Origin of the sequence: Pseudochrobactrum albidum, from assembly GCF_051851455.1 — a bacterium.
In the GTDB taxonomy this organism is placed as follows: domain Bacteria; phylum Pseudomonadota; class Alphaproteobacteria; order Rhizobiales; family Rhizobiaceae; genus Pseudochrobactrum.
In genome coordinates, this window is sequence record NZ_JBPVTR010000019.1 from 84,690 (window position 1) to 100,757 (window position 16,068).

General features: G+C 53.9%; 18 protein-coding genes. 1 reads left to right on the forward strand and 17 read right to left on the reverse strand.

Features of this window, described 5'->3' with window-relative positions; genetic code table 11:
- The first annotated feature begins 21 nt into the window (after window positions 1-21).
- Entirely contained in the window at window positions 22-963 is a 942-nt protein-coding gene (locus ACSTTO_RS03970; RefSeq protein WP_439271846.1) for a COG2958 family protein, read from the forward strand.
- On the opposite strand, the gene ACSTTO_RS03975 is transcribed toward ACSTTO_RS03970, so the two are convergent.
- The 17 genes from ACSTTO_RS03975 to ACSTTO_RS04055 all read right to left on the reverse strand — a co-directional run bounded on the left by ACSTTO_RS03975 (window position 960) and on the right by ACSTTO_RS04055 (window position 16,063).
- On the reverse strand, window positions 960-1,256 hold the full coding sequence (locus ACSTTO_RS03975) for a hypothetical protein (RefSeq protein ID WP_439271847.1): 297 nt from the start codon (window positions 1,254-1,256) through the stop codon (window positions 960-962). The genes ACSTTO_RS03970 and ACSTTO_RS03975 overlap by 4 nt on opposite strands.
- Window positions 1,257-1,343: 87 nt before the next feature.
- Window positions 1,344-1,769, reverse strand: a complete 426-nt coding sequence (locus ACSTTO_RS03980; protein ID WP_439271848.1) for a hypothetical protein — start codon at window positions 1,767-1,769, stop codon at window positions 1,344-1,346.
- Window position 1,770: 1 nt separating this feature from the next.
- Entirely contained in the window at window positions 1,771-2,019 is a 249-nt protein-coding gene (locus ACSTTO_RS03985) for a hypothetical protein (RefSeq protein ID WP_439271849.1), read from the reverse strand.
- 7 nt (window positions 2,020-2,026) lie between these two features.
- Window positions 2,027-2,707 carry a DUF2793 domain-containing protein gene (locus tag ACSTTO_RS03990; protein ID WP_439271850.1) on the reverse strand — a complete coding sequence of 227 codons (681 nt, stop codon included), beginning with the start codon at window positions 2,705-2,707 and terminating at the stop codon, window positions 2,027-2,029.
- 46 nt (window positions 2,708-2,753) lie between these two features.
- Window positions 2,754-6,500, reverse strand: coding sequence for a glycoside hydrolase/phage tail family protein (locus tag ACSTTO_RS03995; RefSeq protein ID WP_439271852.1), 3,747 nt, complete (start codon window positions 6,498-6,500; stop codon window positions 2,754-2,756).
- Window positions 6,493-6,987, reverse strand: a complete 495-nt coding sequence (locus ACSTTO_RS04000; protein WP_439271853.1) for a C40 family peptidase — start codon at window positions 6,985-6,987, stop codon at window positions 6,493-6,495. The genes ACSTTO_RS03995 and ACSTTO_RS04000 overlap by 8 nt, the downstream gene beginning before the upstream one ends.
- Entirely contained in the window at window positions 6,980-7,843 is an 864-nt protein-coding gene (locus ACSTTO_RS04005; RefSeq protein WP_439271854.1) for a phage/gene transfer agent baseplate hub protein, read from the reverse strand. Before ACSTTO_RS04005 ends, ACSTTO_RS04000 begins: the two co-directional genes overlap by 8 nt.
- A complete protein-coding gene (locus ACSTTO_RS04010) occupies window positions 7,840-8,421 on the reverse strand; it encodes a DUF2460 domain-containing protein (protein ID WP_439271855.1) in 582 nt (193 codons plus the stop codon). Before ACSTTO_RS04010 ends, ACSTTO_RS04005 begins: the two co-directional genes overlap by 4 nt.
- Complete coding sequence (locus ACSTTO_RS04015; RefSeq protein ID WP_439271856.1) at window positions 8,418-10,319, reverse strand: tape measure protein; 1,902 nt, start codon at window positions 10,317-10,319, stop codon at window positions 8,418-8,420. Before ACSTTO_RS04015 ends, ACSTTO_RS04010 begins: the two co-directional genes overlap by 4 nt.
- A gap of 114 nt (window positions 10,320-10,433) precedes the next feature.
- On the reverse strand, window positions 10,434-10,811 hold the full coding sequence (locus ACSTTO_RS04020) for a hypothetical protein (RefSeq protein ID WP_439271857.1): 378 nt from the start codon (window positions 10,809-10,811) through the stop codon (window positions 10,434-10,436).
- A gap of 10 nt (window positions 10,812-10,821) precedes the next feature.
- Window positions 10,822-11,214, reverse strand: a complete 393-nt coding sequence (locus ACSTTO_RS04025; RefSeq protein ID WP_439271858.1) for a phage tail tube protein — start codon at window positions 11,212-11,214, stop codon at window positions 10,822-10,824.
- 39 nt (window positions 11,215-11,253) lie between these two features.
- On the reverse strand, window positions 11,254-11,697 hold the full coding sequence (gene gpU, locus ACSTTO_RS04030; RefSeq protein ID WP_439271859.1) for a phage tail terminator protein: 444 nt from the start codon (window positions 11,695-11,697) through the stop codon (window positions 11,254-11,256).
- Window positions 11,694-12,005, reverse strand: coding sequence for a head-tail joining protein (locus ACSTTO_RS04035; RefSeq protein WP_439271861.1), 312 nt, complete (start codon window positions 12,003-12,005; stop codon window positions 11,694-11,696). Before ACSTTO_RS04035 ends, gpU begins: the two co-directional genes overlap by 4 nt.
- A 2-nt stretch (window positions 12,006-12,007) precedes the next feature.
- Window positions 12,008-12,340 (reverse strand): DUF2190 family protein, encoded by a 333-nt coding sequence (locus tag ACSTTO_RS04040; protein ID WP_439271862.1) that lies wholly within the window; start codon window positions 12,338-12,340, stop codon window positions 12,008-12,010.
- 25 nt (window positions 12,341-12,365) lie between these two features.
- Window positions 12,366-14,351, reverse strand: a complete 1,986-nt coding sequence (locus ACSTTO_RS04045) for a prohead protease/major capsid protein fusion protein (RefSeq protein ID WP_439271863.1) — start codon at window positions 14,349-14,351, stop codon at window positions 12,366-12,368.
- Entirely contained in the window at window positions 14,284-15,849 is a 1,566-nt protein-coding gene (locus ACSTTO_RS04050) for a phage portal protein (protein WP_439271865.1), read from the reverse strand. Before ACSTTO_RS04050 ends, ACSTTO_RS04045 begins: the two co-directional genes overlap by 68 nt.
- A complete protein-coding gene (locus tag ACSTTO_RS04055) occupies window positions 15,842-16,063 on the reverse strand; it encodes a DUF6148 family protein (RefSeq protein WP_439271866.1) in 222 nt (73 codons plus the stop codon). Before ACSTTO_RS04055 ends, ACSTTO_RS04050 begins: the two co-directional genes overlap by 8 nt.
- Between the last annotated feature and the right edge of the window lie 5 nt (window positions 16,064-16,068).

Sequence of the window (16,068 nt, forward strand, 5' to 3'; positions counted from 1 at the left end):
AGAGAAAACATGGCGCTAAGCTTGGCAAATACTGTCGCTGAATTTTTACAGCAGAACCCGGAGCAGAAATTTACTGCTCGGGAAATCGCCAACTGGATATTTGAAACCTATCCAGACGAATGTCGCCAAAAGCAAAAGCGCTCGACCGCAACAGTCAATCCTCTGGACAATGAAACTGCGCTCCTACAGCAACTAGTTGCTGAAATTGGCTCCCAGCGTCCGCGTATTCAGAAACGATATCCCGAGGTTAAAACCACAGAGGGCCGACCTCGGAAATATTACTTCACAAAATCTACTGACAGCGCTGAAATTGATCACGCAGAGAGCAATGAGGCTTCACCAGCTACAAAGGTAAATGGCTCTATTTTGAAAGAGCATGATCTATATGCGGTATTATCTGAGTTTCTATGGTCCGAACTTGAGCTATACAGCAAGCGTATTGACGAAAAGCGTTCCCGTAACTCTCGTGGCGCTGGCGGTAACAAATGGCTTTATCCTGATCTTGTTGGCATGGAAGATCTCAGCGCGGACTGGCACCGTGAAATCAAAGACTGTGTTCAGCAATATGCAGATAAGAAAACTAAACTCTGGTCGTTTGAGGTGAAAATTTTAATCAATCGTTCAAACGTGCGCGAAGTGTTTTTTCAAGCCGTTAGCAATTCTTCTTGGGCAAATTTTGGATATTTGGTGGCCAGCGAGATAGAGGGTGCTGATACCTTAAAAGAACTTCGTATGCTCGCAAGTTTGCATGGTATTGGCTTTATCCGGCTTGATGCTGAGAACCCTTCAGAAAGTCAGATTATGATACCTGCTAAGGAACGCAGTGAGATAGACTGGAAAACAGCAAATAGGCTGACCGAAGAAAACAAAGATTTTCTGGAATACATCAAGCTGATACGTCAATTTTACCAAACCGGCGAAATACGCCAATCCGATTGGGACATGGTAGCTGATCAGGATTAATCCTTTTCCAAAGTAGCAATCACTTTAAGGTTCTTGCTGCCGGATTCAAAAATACCATACCATTGTTCTTGCCCGAGTATTTTCTTGCGCTCAATCACTAGAGTAAATCCCTCAATGCCATGCTGCTTGGATGTAGCGTAATCTTTCAGTTCATACCAAGCCTTGCGAGCCAATGTGTTGGCCATTCTCTTAATACTATATTCAAATGCGCTTACTAACGCTTCCAACTCTGCATCGGTGCATTTATCGTTTTGAATGTCCTCAATCATTGCTTTGTAAAATAATTTACTCATGCGTATCTCCTTGTTTTACATTATTTTGTTAGTTCATGAATGCTTCTTCAGGCAGGTTAATCAACTGAATAAGAAGGAATAATCGAACTATCTTCCAGTCCTCAATTTGCTCATGGCGCGTTGGCCAAAATAGAAGGAGATAATGCCTGCAAAGATCGTCTGATCTTCTGCTGTCCAGAGCAGCCAAGGCAGATCGGCAGAAAACTGCATCATCTTCACGACGGCATAAAGAATGAAAAAGCTGTAGGCGATGACAGGGCGCACAGTGCCGTTCAATGCATCCACCCATTTGATGCCGGTGTGATAGGTTTTGTAGAGTGCTCGGCTTTCCGCGATATCAGCCTGCACGTTAATTTCTTCGAGGCGGTTCGTGTGGCCTTGGCGTTGTTGTTCCATCTGCATTTGCAGGATCGCCAACTCGTGCTTCCGGTCAGCCGCATCTCGCCATATTTTCAGCAGATCAGGAAATGCTGAGCTGATAAATCCCAGCAATGCTCCAATTAATGTGATCATATCAGCCTCCCTGCATGATAGTTTTTATGCCCTGCCACAGCGCCACCAGCGCTCCGGTGAGCGCGGCGGTGATGGCTGAACGTTTGATCCACTTAACGACCTCGTCAGAGCCGGTTCGGGCTTTGCGCAGATAGACCATGTCGGCCTGCATGCCGTTGGGATCATTGGTGTCCACGCCGTATTTGGTCAGCGCATCCTCGATACCCTCCCGCACAGCGGTGCGGATGGTTTTCTTAAGTTCTTCGTCCATGACCACCTCACCAATTCCATGGGCCGTGGGGTTTGAGATACTGAACATTCAGGCGCACCACGCCGGTGCTGAATGCACCGCTGTCTGGCGTAAGTATCAGCGGCGTGTCGCTGTAATAGGTCACCGGGTGGTAGCTCATGCCGATATTGGTGGAATCCGCGCCCTTGCCGATGCCGTTGCCGTAGCGGGAGGTGTCGCCGGACACGCCCACACCGAAGGTGGTCACGGTGCCGGTGATCGCGGTGATGACCCGCGTGTTGACGGCAATCACGCTGGAGCGGTCGGGAATATTGGTGGTCGTGCTGCTGCCAATACTGAGATCGACATCCTCCTGCCAGCTCTGCACGCGTAGATATTCGCCGCTATCCTTCATAATCAGGCCGAAGGGAACCCAGCCGGAGCCATCATAGGCCATGCGGGTTTCCAGTGACTCCACCACCGCATCCATCCATTTGAATGGCGTGTAGAACACCCAGCCGCCGGTGAGATATTGCGCCAGCTCATTTGCATGACTACTGAAATCCCCGCTGGGGCTAGTGCCGACGATATAGAGATCACCCACCGCAGGGCTGCCCGGAGGCGCATCCGCAATATCGGCCACAATGGGCGTGACGAACGCATCCAGACGGTTCAGCCCGTCATTATGCGTGACTTCTTTCTGGGCTTGGCTCGTGACAATATACGGCAAGCCCAACCTTCCGGTTGAGGACATAACATGCTCCAATGTTGATTGATTAAACGGTCGCGCTGGCGGCGTAGCCCCGACCTATGACGGCAGAGAGCTGATAGATTTTGACGTCCACACTGCTCTGAGCGCTGCCAAAATCAGTTGTTTGATCGGCTACGCTATAGCTGGCGGTCGGGCTGGTTACCTCAATGGTGCGCACCACAGTGCTGCCATCCAGAATATCCATCTCGTAGGCTTCGCTTTCCTCGCCCAGCGGAATACCCACGCCGTCACGCCATTCTGCATCCACGCGAGAGCGGCGTATCCAACTGATGGTAAGATCACCGGAGCCATTCCGCTCACCTTTCACATGCACCGGAGCGAAGGGTTTCAGGTTGCGCCCCGTGTAGGTGAAGGCCACTTCATCAGTATTGCCCAGTGAATTGCCCACGCTAACAGCTTTATAGAACAACTGCCGCCCGATCAGGTTGTTGGCAATAGCCGTGGTATAGAGCGCCGGGGTAAGTGCCATAAAACGCTCACCCGCCGCATGAGTGCCAATTGCCCATTCGGTTCCCTGACGACCACGCAATAGCTTGGTGAGCTTGTAGGTGTTCTCACCAATGAGCTGCGCATTCTCAAACTGGATGAGTTCATTGCCAATCAGTGCGGCATTTGCACCGTTCAGCACTGCCAATTCACTGACCGAAGCCAAGGAACCGGAAGTCAGGATGACCTCCACCCCATTCACCCGATCCCATGTCTCAAATGGGCCTTCCGGCAGATTGGTGATGATCACGCCAAAGGTGGCAGCACCATCCAACCCCGCCAGCACTTGGAAGGTGTTGCCTCCGGCCTCGCCACCATCGTCAGAACGGTAGATCGCAGCCCCGTTCCAGTTCTGACCATCAGCGGCTACGCCAATGCGCAGCAAACCTTGATTGGGAACCGTATCGGTAGGCAGTGGCGGCGCATCAACAAACTGCACCAATGTTTCCGGCACCAAAACCGGCGGCTGAAGATTGCTGCTGGTTTCACCGGGCGGCGTGTAAAAATCGTAGGAGCTGATATCCTCAGCTACCGCGCTGATTTTCATGACACCATTTGCTTCCATGTCCGTTTTCAGCACCCGCATTTCATGCGGCACATTTTTTACGGTGACCGTGATGATATCGGTCGGCTCAATGCGCACATATTTCGGAGGGAGCGTCAGCGTGAAACTGGTGCGCTCCTTCCATGTGCCATAGAGCGTGATATCGGCAATTTGCTTGGCTTGTGTGGCTCCCATCACGATGGGCAGATTGATGGTCACCTGATCAACCGCACGCACGACCTGACGCTGCGACACCTGCGTGACCGGGTCATAATTGAAGGGCCGGTCGATATAGGTGACGTTCACGCGCTGCGGCAGTTCCAGCTCCTGCGCGTAATTGATTTCCAGCACATCCTGCACGCCTTTCTTGGCGCTTGGGATGAGATCATCCTCCGGCACCGATTTGACGGATTCACCGCCTCGCGGCACGCATTTAAGGATGCCGTCACTCTCGACAATGTCGAAAAAGAACGCTGAAGTGAGAAACTCCAAGGCGTTACGCACCGTGATCGGGCGGTCGAGAATAAACCCTTCCACCGTATCGGTCAGGCGTGACACATCATAATCACTGGCAGTCAGACCGGCTGCTTGTAGCAATTCGCCCACGATGGCACCGAGGGTCGAGTTGCCCAGCTTGCCCTGCACCCAGTGACCGGTCGCCCAGAGGATGGAATCCTGCCAGACGCCTTCCAGATCAGGCCAGAAGGAAAATGGCCGCGCATCCCATGTCCAGAGGAAGCGGCGCGGCACCAGATTGGCATTACCTGCTTCTTGGCTGCGTTCCTCCAGATAATCCAGCGTGGCATTGAGTGCCTCACGCTGCGCCTGAAAATCCACCCGGCCTTTAGAGCCGCGAGGATAATAGCTTTCTGAGCTGGTCGGGTCGTAAAACACATTGGGCTGATTAGCTGCGCCATCAACGGATGGAAAGCCAAACTCCGTAAACCAGACCGGTTTCATTTTAGCGGTCCAACTGGTGCCGCTGCTATCCGGATTGGTATGGGTGCTGTTCCACCAATGCTCAAGGTTCTTCCACGCATAGGTGGGGTCGCCACCATAGCTATTCTGGACAGTACGGTCGTCGTTCCAGTAATAATCCCAGCCTTCGCCTTTCTCCCAGTATTCTTTGATCTTGTCCTCATCGATCTGAATCTGCGGCAGATCGGGCGTGAGCGGGAAATAGCTATCAATCCCCACAAAATCGATGTTGGCGCTGGCCCAGAGCGGGTCGAGGTTAAACCAGCCATCGGTGCTGTGATACTCGCTCCAGTCAGCGGCATAGGTGATCTGCGTACTGCCACCCATGATGCCTTTGACGGCGGCAGCAAGGCTGACCAACTGCGACACTGCCGGGTAGCTCCCGGGTGAATCCGTAAAACCAGTCATGCCAATTAGCTCGGAGCCGATCACAAACGCATCCACCTTGTTTTTCACCAGATTGGCGTAATGGGTGATGAAGGCGTTATAGCCATTGGTTTTGGTGAACCAGCTAGCCGCATCGGTGGCATTGGCAGGTTCGATACGACCACGCCACGGTTTCGGCACCGGCGTGATGGTGTCAACGAACGGCATCGGATATAGCATGACATTCAGGCCACGCGCTTTTAGCTCATCGACAATCTGCACCACTGTGTGATCGGACGGCGTGCCGCCATAGGTCGGTGTATCCTCATCAAAGAACAGTACCTTTTGCGCGGTGCTGCGGGTGTATCCGGCAACCGCCCAGTCCTGTGGCAACACCTGCGTGGTGCCTTGAAACTCAATCTTCGGGATGATTTCGCATGCTCCCGCATCGGTGCTGGTAGCAAACCAAGTGACCACCACGGCCACCCATTCCAGATTGGGCAGCACTTTGAGCAGTTGATCAACGGCAACCAGCACATCGGCCTTGCCATCGTAATTATGCATGTTGATGTATTGTTTGCTGCCAGAGGGCGTAAACGCGCCGCCAAAGTCGAAATATCCATCCTGCTTGGTCTGCACATTGGTGCCGTAGACCATCTCACCCGCGCCGGGAATGATGACGATATCTTTGATTTTATCCTCAACGCTCGGCGTGAATTTAACCGACCGGCGCACCTCGAAGGTAAAATTGGGAATCCGGTTGCCATATTCTGCCAGCGGAAAATCCTCAATCACCACATAAGCCATGCCGCGATACGCGGGGATCGTGCCTGCGGTGAGGTATTTGGCCATGATATCATCCACGGCCTGATCTTCATCGCCCAGATGCACGTTATATTTACCCTGAGCGCTGGAGAGCACATCTTCCGTTAGCACTTTGCTATCGGCCCATACGCGGATGACCTCGTCAATCGGGCCTTCGCAGATGGCAATGGCTAGCGTAACGAAATACTCATATGTAACCGTGGTCTGGCTGGTCGTGGTTTTACCGCCACCGCCGCCTTTACCGCCGCCAGAGCTGGTCTGGGTGCTAGTTTTCTCGGTTTTTACTTCCTTGATATCAGTGGACCAGATGACATTGCCTGCCAGCCGCATGGTGCCATAGACCTTCGGGATCATATTCCCGTAGGTTGATGTCTGCGCACGCAGATCACCGAGGCGCGGGCCTTCCTGTGTTGGCAGCTGTACGCGCTGCGTTTTTGGGAAGAACGCGCCCGCTGCCATGCCGCCCAGATTGGCACCCAAAATAGCGCCGCTGGGGCCACCCAGCACAAAGCCTACGGTACCGCCGACTACAGGAAGAACAATATCAGCCATGAGGTTTTAACGATTTTAGTTGTTTCTTTTTAAAGCGATACACATGGGTCAGCATGCGCAGCCATGTCTCGGAAAGCGGTTGCTCCACCACCTGACCGGCGCTGGAGTTGCAATGGATTAACCCCGCACCGCCGCTGGGATATTCCGTCAGCAAGCCGACATGCTGCGGATCGCGGAAGGTACGAAACAGCAGCACATCACCCATGCATCGCTGATCTAATGGCACCTCACGTAAATGCTTAGAGATGCTTTCCACCAGCCGCCCGCGCTCAGGATACATGGAGTAATTGAACTCATCTGCGGCAACCAGCGAATGGCCGTTGCCATCCTGAATGCCCAGCTCATCAATCAGGCCAATAATCAGCCCGATGCAATCCACGCCACCCGGGCCACGTTTTGACTTCTTGAGCCGCCCTTGGTGATGGTATTTTGTGCCAAGCCATGTGCGTGCCTGCGTGACAATCTGTTCGGGTTTAATTTCAGCCATTTCTATTGGTCTTATCCATAGTTCCTGCCGTGGTGAGCAGTTTGTCTGTTCCCGGCACATCCGGCTCACCACGAAAATTGAGTATGTTTGCAAATTTGCTCTGGCAGGTTTCGCGGGTCTTATCGCACCCGGCGATAATGTCGAACGTGTCGCCCACCTGAATCGACTTACCCATCGGCAGCGCCAATACCACCTGTGTGGAGGCAAATTCCTTCACCTCCATGCGCCGACCGTCATTATTGCCGCCGGTCCATTCTACTTCGCCGCCTGTGAACCAGCCTGCGGCCTGCGCAAGCGTAGAGGCTTTGAACGTCTGGTTGTTGGTGACTTCAGTCACCGTGGCCGACACGGTAAAACTGGCAAGCGCCACTTTGCAGCGGCTATCACCAAGGATAGCGCGGCAGGATGGAGAGAATACCTCGCCAATGGTCTGCGAAAGATGCTGCGTTAATCCGCGAACCTCGGCCTGAAACATCTGGCTGCTGAGCGTCACTTCGCCTAAGCGACCACGTTTGACCACCAGCTTGCCTTGGGTGAGATCAGCATAATTGACCACGAAGATTTCAATCTCGGCATAGTCATATAGACCCGCCAGCAGATCTTCCTCGGTGATCTTGGAGGGGAATATCTGGCCTTCCACATCCAGATTATCCACACTCATGTTCGATTTGCTCTCCACTGTGGTGGGCGTAAACCCGGCGATGGAGTCATAATCGACGCTATCGATGGTCAGGTTTTGATCGTGATCGGTAAAGCCAAGTTCGGTGCTATCACTGCGCGTGATCAGCCAGCAGGTAGCAAGCGTGGTCATGCCGCTGGCAAAATGCGCTTCTAATTGTGGGGAGATGACTCTCATACGCGCACCTCGATCAGCGGGATGCTGCCCCAATTGCCCGCATCGAAACTATCCATGGAGATAGACATCTCGTCCGTATCAAAGCGCACCGGCACATCAAATTCAAAATCTGCCGTGAGCGTACCGGAAAGGCTAGTGGTAATAATCCCCGTGGCGGTGTCGATACTCCACCCGCTGGCCTGCAGAATGCTGTCCTCATAGAGTTTAACGGTGCCGGTCACCGGCTTTGTGATGTCACGTTCATAGACCGCCGCACCGCTGACATATTGCTTCACCAGCTGATACTCATTGCCGCCCAGCGATTTAAGCGGCTGGTTCTCAGCCTTGTAATCGCTCCAGTCTTTAAATCGGAAGCCAATCGCCATACCCCTGCGGGCGCGGAAAAAAGCAATCAATGCCTGCCACTGCGCCTCGGTTTTAATGCCGGATGCGACATTATATTTAGCGCGGGACTGGCTCCATTTGCTGTTACGCTGCTCATGACCGGATACGGTAGCCACCACATCCGTCATGAAAATCGGCCCACCGCTTGCGCCGTAGCTGATATCGGTGGGGAACTGGACTTCAACAAAACTCATAGATTTCTCCTCGCACGCTCAATCGAACGCGCCATATCAGCGGCGATCTGTCCTTGGCTTTGCCGGAACCCACGCGCATCAGGGGTTTGAATATTCATGGTGACATTGACCGGTGCCGCGCCCATGCCATTTGGCATAATGTTCATCGGGGAATTGCCAGCAAAGGCCAACTCAGGCCCGCGCTCACCAACCACGCCAAACTGACCGGCTTTCAGTGTGCCGCCATCGGCAAAGAAACCGCCAAACATACTGCCCACGCTGGAAAGGATGCTGCCAAACCCACCGCCTGAGCCGCCGCCACCTTTGAACAGACCGCCGATGGAGCTAAACAGCCCATCAATCACGCCTCCCTTGCCGGTGATGCCGAGGTCTTTGAGCGCAAATTGCAGCAGCGAGCGGTTCAGATCAGACAGAAACCCCTTGGCAAAATCGCCAAAGCTATCAAACCGGCCATTAATGGCATCCAGCGAATCGGCAATGCTGCCTTCCATGGTTTTGCCCAGATCGGCAAACTCACCCTCGATCACATCGCCCACTTTTTCAGAGGATTTCTGCAGGCGTTCCTGCGCCTGTTCCATGGCGCGACCGAAGGTTTCCTGATTGATATGGCCTTCTTTGAGCAGCTTATTGAGCAGCTCCATTTCCTTATTGTAGCGTTCCAGCGGCGTGCGCGTGGATTCAATGATGCGCTGCGCCTCACGCTGTAACTTGGTGAATTTCTCAGTGGCCTTACTGGTTTCCTCGGTCTTTTCTGGTGTCTGCGTTTCTTCAAACAGGCTGGCCAGCGAGGCGTTCTTTGCCTGACGCGCCTCGGCCATTTTAAGCGCAGCACCCTGAATTTCCGTATCAATGGCGGCGTTAAACTCCCGAGCCTCGGTGAGCGCCTGATCAAACGCGCTGCCCATGGCATCAAGCAGACCGGTTTCCAGTGCTGCGCGGGTATTATCAAACGATACGCCACCCAGCGGATTTTCAATGAAGGCGGCAAGGTCCTTACCAAGTGCCTCAAAACGAGCGGAAATGGTTTCACCGAAGGCATGAAGTGCCCGCCCAACGCCCTTGAATACGGCGATGAACAGATTGCCGAACTTGATCACCTCCGCGACAATCGCCTTAAATCCCAGCTTGAACAGCGGAATGGCGGCGGTAATTTTCTCGGCCAGCCATTTGATGGCATTGGCAACCGCCATAAGAATATCCGTCAAACCAGCATCACCAATTGCTTTCACCAGTTTGGAGAAGGCATCACCCATGTTGGACAGAGCCACATTGAGCGTTCCTGCTTGCTCCTTCATCGCACCGGCAAATTGTACATTGCCGATGGATTGTAAGTAGCCTTCGATTTCCTTGGCGTTTTTGCCAACGGTGGTGCTCACCCCTTGGAAGGTGAAGGTCACCTGATCGCCTTGGCTTTTGGCCTTGATACCGAATTCTTTTAGGCGCTCAAACTCACCGGTCGCGGCATCCGCTACCGCCTCAATCATCTGATTGAGCGATTTGCCCATGGCACTGGCAGTGTTGCCGTAAGAGATCAGTGCATCTTCGGATGGTGTCAGTCCCAACGCTTTCAGTTTGATGAAGGCATCGGTCACTTCTTCCAGCTGGAACGGCGTGGTAGCCGCAAAATCCTGAATAAAGCCAAACGCCACAGCTGCTTTATCCGCTGAACCGGTGACGGTACGAAGGCTGGCTTCCAGTTTTTCAAACTTGGTAATGGTGTCAACCAATTGCCTGCCAACAAAGGCAGTGGCCATCAACCCACCAATGCGCTGCAATCCCCGCCCCAGCTTGGAGAAGCGGCGATCCATGTTCGATACGTTATTATTGATCTGCGCGAAGGCTTTTTGCGTCTTATTTATCGCACGTATCGTAAATTTAGCCTCAGCGAACCTTGCCATGGTTTTTACTCATTTGTTCTGTTTGAAGTTCAAAAAATGCGACCCACTCCATGAACTGGCGGGTATCCATGGCTTCGATCTCAGTCAGCGGTCGACACAGCCGCCATGACAGGGCTAACTGGTTGCGTCGGAACGGGTCGCGTCTGAGTTTCCCTTATGGGTTTCCAGATCACCGAATAACCGTTTTTCGATCTTTTCAGCGATGCGTGAGACGACACGGTAATCGGCCTCTTGCATCAGTTTATCCCGGTCATTGACGCTGAAGATGCGCTTGCCGCTCTCATCTTTGGCTTTCACCACGATGATGTTGGCTGCCTGTTCGATATTGCTGGCTTTTTTGCTGGCAATCTTCTGCATCAGATTGACCTCGGCCATGGTCATCGGAAACACATGCACCATAAGTGGCCCAGCCTCATCACCCCATTCAGGAACCGAGATAATTAGCCTTTCCTGCGCCGCGTAATGAGCAGTAGCACGATTAATAACACTCATATTCTCCTCCTTAAGCCACGGTTGATTCAGTCAGCGCCCCGGTGCCGGTGAAGCTGAACGAGGCTTCCACCAACCCATCAAAGGAGGCGTTGTAGGAAATGGAGGTGATGATCGCATCGCCGCTCCAATAGGTGGCATCGGTGTCATCGCCTTCAGGATAAAGATTTAGGGTTACGGTGCCGCCTGCGCTAAGTGCGCCTTGACCGGTAGTATCCGTTTCATCCCAGAAACCGTCAAAGCTGCCAGACCATCCTTTAATGGTGGCTTGGTTTTTGCGCCATGAGGTGCCAATGATGGATGCGTCTACGGTGTCGGAGGTAATCTCCATCGACCATGATTTAATTTCAGCGACTTGGTCCGATCCAATAAAGACCTTACCCTCGCTACCGGCATGCGTGGCCATAGTGTTTCTCCTGTTATGGGTTGATTAAATGCAGCAGCGTCAGACGAGCGTTTGAGGCTGATGTTCTTTGACGGTGTAGAGAATGGCGTAATTCATGACCGCCACGGCAACAGGCCGCTCTCCATCGTCTGAAAATTGGGTTTCGGTGGTATCCAGCACCATGTCTTTGACCAGACCGCCCAAGGTGACATCGGCGGCGATCAGCTGCTCGATTTCCAAGGCCAGCGCATCGGTATCCTCATCCACTTTGCCTCGGGCTTTGACATAGACCTCAATGCTCAGGCGCAGCTCCCGCTGCTGGGTGCGCGGGCGCGACATGGATTGTTCGCCTAGTGTTTCCAGCTTGGTATACACCAGCAAGGCTGGCAGTTTTGGGTCATCGATGGGGTAGACACGCGCCTCAAACACATTGTTGCCCGCGCTGGTGTTGCCTTTGAGCAGCGCAATCACTGCCTGACGTATCTGTGTGCGTGCGTGGCTCATAGCTTCTCCAGCGTTAATTCGGTAATGCCTTCCTCATCCGGGCGAATGACGGCCACTTCATAATCTTGGGCATCAATGGTGAACTGGTCGCCCACCGCGATCTCGGGAATATCCTGCGTGCGCACCGACAGCACCGGGCTGCTGATCACTACATCCACGCTCTCGCCGCCAGTTAGCTCGGAATATGCCTGAAACAGGCCGGAAAGAACGCGAGACGCACCGCCATTGGGTGTGTAGGTGATCTCGCGCCCATCCAGCCTGTCCAGAAGAGAGAGGTGGTGATCGGCCATGTCATCAATGAAGCCCATGATTACAGCCCGACATTAAGCAGCAGTTTGACATTGGCATCACCGGATGCTGCCGCTTCTGCCGCCACACCGACAATGGTATTGCCCGATGCCGTAGTGGTCAAATTGCTGTTGGTGCTGTTCCAATACAGCTTCGCGCCTTGGGTGACCGCACCGCTGGCTTTCGGCACGCTAAACACGCCGCTGACATGCACCGCGCCTGTTTTGCCATCGGCAATGTTGGTTTTAGCAACTGCGCCGATTGTACCGATCAGCACAAAATCCCCGGAGGACACATCCGCGCCCGAAGGGGTGTAATTGAGGGCTTTGCCCTCCTGAACATAGTTGGTAGCCATAGGTTTTCTCCTGTTAGGTTATGGATTAAGCGCCGGGGTTTTTGTAAAGCGTGCGGAACTCCAGCGGAGCCGCTGCGGCATCGATGCGTACCTTGTATTCGACCCCGTCAATCGACCAGCCATCCTGCTGATCAAGGAATGGAGCCGCCACACCATCGAGATAGCCCACTTCAATCGTGTCGAAGATGCTTGGATTGGCGAGCAGATACCACGCAGTGGTGGAATCCGCGTCCAGCCGCGCATCGACAATGATCTCAGCCGCACCGCGCACCGGATTAGGAATCCGGCTGTTGGTTTTGCTGGGGTCAGTTTCCGACACCATCAACACACGCGCTGTATCTTCCAATGCCGCAGGCACAAGGAAGAAGGACGGGCTGATATTCAGCGTGGCCACACCATCTTTCTGGGTACGCATGGCTGTCCGGCCAGCGCCCACCGTGGCAGCAGATGGTGCACCACCTGAGCTGGCAAGGTTGTTGTGATCAGCATGGAATAGCGCCGTACCATCCGACATAGTCGGGTTGCTGGTGATGACATTGAATACCAGATCACCCACGGTACGCGCCGCTGCACGACCCATCTTGCGAGGGATGTCGGTAAAGGCGGTCAAATCATCATTGATGATCGCCTGACGGGTGATGGAAAACAGCTTGCCGTAAGTGGCCAGCTGAATGGTTTCATGCCGTTCACCAAGGCTTCCATGCTTGTATTCACCGCCTTCTTTGACCTCATCCAGCGTATCAAACACGCCCATGCCCACGCGGGTGTGCTGTTTGAAATCGGACAGGTTTCCGGAGCGGGTAAAGCGCTGGAACACTTCCTCGGCTTCCTCATAGCCCCGGAGCATCGCCTTGCGGGCGTTGTTCTCCAGCACTTTGGGGAAATCGGAGGTGCTATGGGTAAAGGCACGTCCTACCAGTTCGCGTTTGTCCATGCGCTCGGTACGAATACCGCGCAGCTCTAAGGATTTGCGGGCCATTTCTAGCAACGTATAGCCGCAAAGGTCGGTGGGTTTGGCGTCTTTGGGAGCAATGCCTGCGCGGAACGCAATGGCATCACCGGCAGCGCGAGAAAATTTCTCGACATCGCTTTCACCCATTTCAATACGCTGACCGGCGGCGGTTGGCTGCTCCTGCTTGCCGATTGCCTCTAACAGCAATTTGCGAGCCTCATGGATATCAATGGCCGGATCATCCAGACATTGATCGCGCACCTCCGTATGGTCATCATAGTTGATAAAGAGTGCGCGGATTTCACTCCGGCGCAGTTTTTCGGATTCCAGCGCCCGTTTGGCACCTTCAGACATTATGGTTTCCCTGTCGTGCTTGACGCACTCCGCGCCTCTTGTGATTTCACCCTTGCGCGGCTCAATGATTTCCACTGACGCGGCACGCTCGGGCAACTCGTTTGTAGCCTCAGGCATAGGTTTCTCCTTAAGTTGAGGTTGTGAAGGGAGGATGCGCTCCTCCAGTTTCCTGCCAATGCCAACGGATGCGTCGGCGGGAATATCGACCAGAGAGATTTCCATCGGTGTCCAGCTGGTCACGCGATAGAGGTCTGGTGTGTTTTCGTTTTCTTCCTGCAGCTTGCGCTCATTGATGCGGTATGCCACAGACACGTTGCGCAGAATGCCATCGCGCACATCCTGCCAGATGCCTTCCACCTCAGCGCGTTTGGAAAGACGCACTTCGGCGTAGCCACGGCCTTTTTCCACCCACGCACGCTCAACCACGCCAATGCGGTTCTCGCGTTCGGAGCGGTCATGGTTGTAAAGCAGCGGTGCGCTGTTATTCAGCCGCTCAAAATCGACCTCGCCATTACCGTGACCCAGCACCTCAATCCATGGCTCGCTAAAAAAGCTCTGGCGCGTGACGGGTTCTTCCGAAGAAAAAGAAAGCCGCACGAGGCGGCTTTCCGGGTCAATGATGGAGTCTCGGTTGAGGTCAATCTGCCGTGTCAGTAGCTCCTGCGGCATCTTTTCCTGTTGGCTTTTCGCCTGTGTCTTGCTCATCTTCATTCTCCTGTGATGGGTTATCGGCAGCGGGCTTAGCAGGCTGGGACGTGGTGAAACTGATACCGGCCTCGTTTTCCTGCTCGCGCTCCTGCTTGATTTGCTCGAATACATCTTGCGGATTGCCGCCACGCTCACGGATGACCTGCGCCCGGGATTTGAAGCCGGACTGCACCGCTTTTTCCTCGGCAGTAATTTCCTTCTGTGGATCAATCCATGGCATGGTTGGGCCTTGGAACCCGGCTTTCTTGAGGGTGCGCGGGTTAATCGCGCTTTGCGGCGCATCTAATTGGCCTGATAAAACGGCCATATCCAAGAACCGCTCCCAGATCGGGCGCACGCAGCGTTCAATGAAATATTCGCGCAGCACTGCGTAATGCACTGATTGCTCCACCAATTCCTGCCGCTGGGCGCTGTAAGTGCCGTTGTAATCCTTGGCTATGCTTGAAAAGCTGGTGTTGGTTCCCGCCGCAACCGCACGTAACTGGCTGTTGCGGAACTGTTCCAGCATGGCATTGGGCCGATTGCTATCGATCATGCCGACTTCCTCACCAGGAAGCAGGTTGTCGAAAATCATGCCCGGCTGCATTTTCATCAAGCGGTTGCCGGCATCATCCATCTGCAGCCCTGAGGTCGGGCCGTCGAGACTTTTACGGATATAGGCACAAATGCTGGCAGCGACCTTTGCGGCCAAGCGTTCGGACACCTCGTAATCCTTAATATCCTCCATGCGCGTCAGCACGCTGGCGAAGATGGACACGCCGCGTGTCTGGCTGATGCGCTTAGTAATTTTGAGATGCAGGATTTTATCAGACGTGAAGCGTTTTATATCCTGTTTTAGTGCCAATACATGCGCGTCACCGGGATGGTCTTTATAGAGATGGTAGGCTTTGGGCCGACCCCAGCCATTCTTTTCCACGCCGTGGATGATATTGCGCTTCTGATCATTGTAATCAAAGGGCAGATAATCCGCTTCGATCAGCTCCAGCGAATATGGCACCAGTGTGCCATGGTCGATATTGGCCGAGGTGCCTTGGATGTGCTTAACCAGCACTTCACCATCGCGGAACCAGTGCCGCGCCAGCAGGCGTAGCATGTGATTCCAGTGACATTCCCATGTCACTTCCGGGAAGCGTATCCATTCTTCCCATAATTCCACCAGCTGGTCGTTGATCTCCTTGGCCAGCTCACCGTTTTTCTGTTTCACCTGCGGTTCAACGGTAATGCCGCGTCCAACCACATTGGCCACCAGACAGTCCAGCACGCCACCGGCCAGATCATGGTTTTCATCCAGATGCCGCGCTTGCAGGCGCAGCGATTCACCCGCACGCTCAATAATGGCGTCACCGGAACCGGGATCGGTTTTGGTTTTACGCAGGCGTGAGGGCTGCGCGGCCTCATAGGCACGCTGCGCCGCCAGTATCTTGCGGGCGGTATCACGCCGCAGTGCAGCCTGCGGCGAGAGCGCCTCTATCGCTTTGTCGAAAATATTACGCATCGCTAAAATCCGCTAATGCCGCGCCTCCGGTTGAACCGGCAGCAAAGGCAGCGACACGGCGTTCCCAATATTGAATCTGCTCGCGGATTTCCTTGGCATTGGCCAAGGTCAGCGAGCGTCCGTTCATCGAATAGCTCTGGCCCTTGGCTACAGCCAGATCAGCAGCAATCCATGCGTCCAGCGCAGTTTGTGCCTGTGTTGATGTCAGTGCCATGCTTG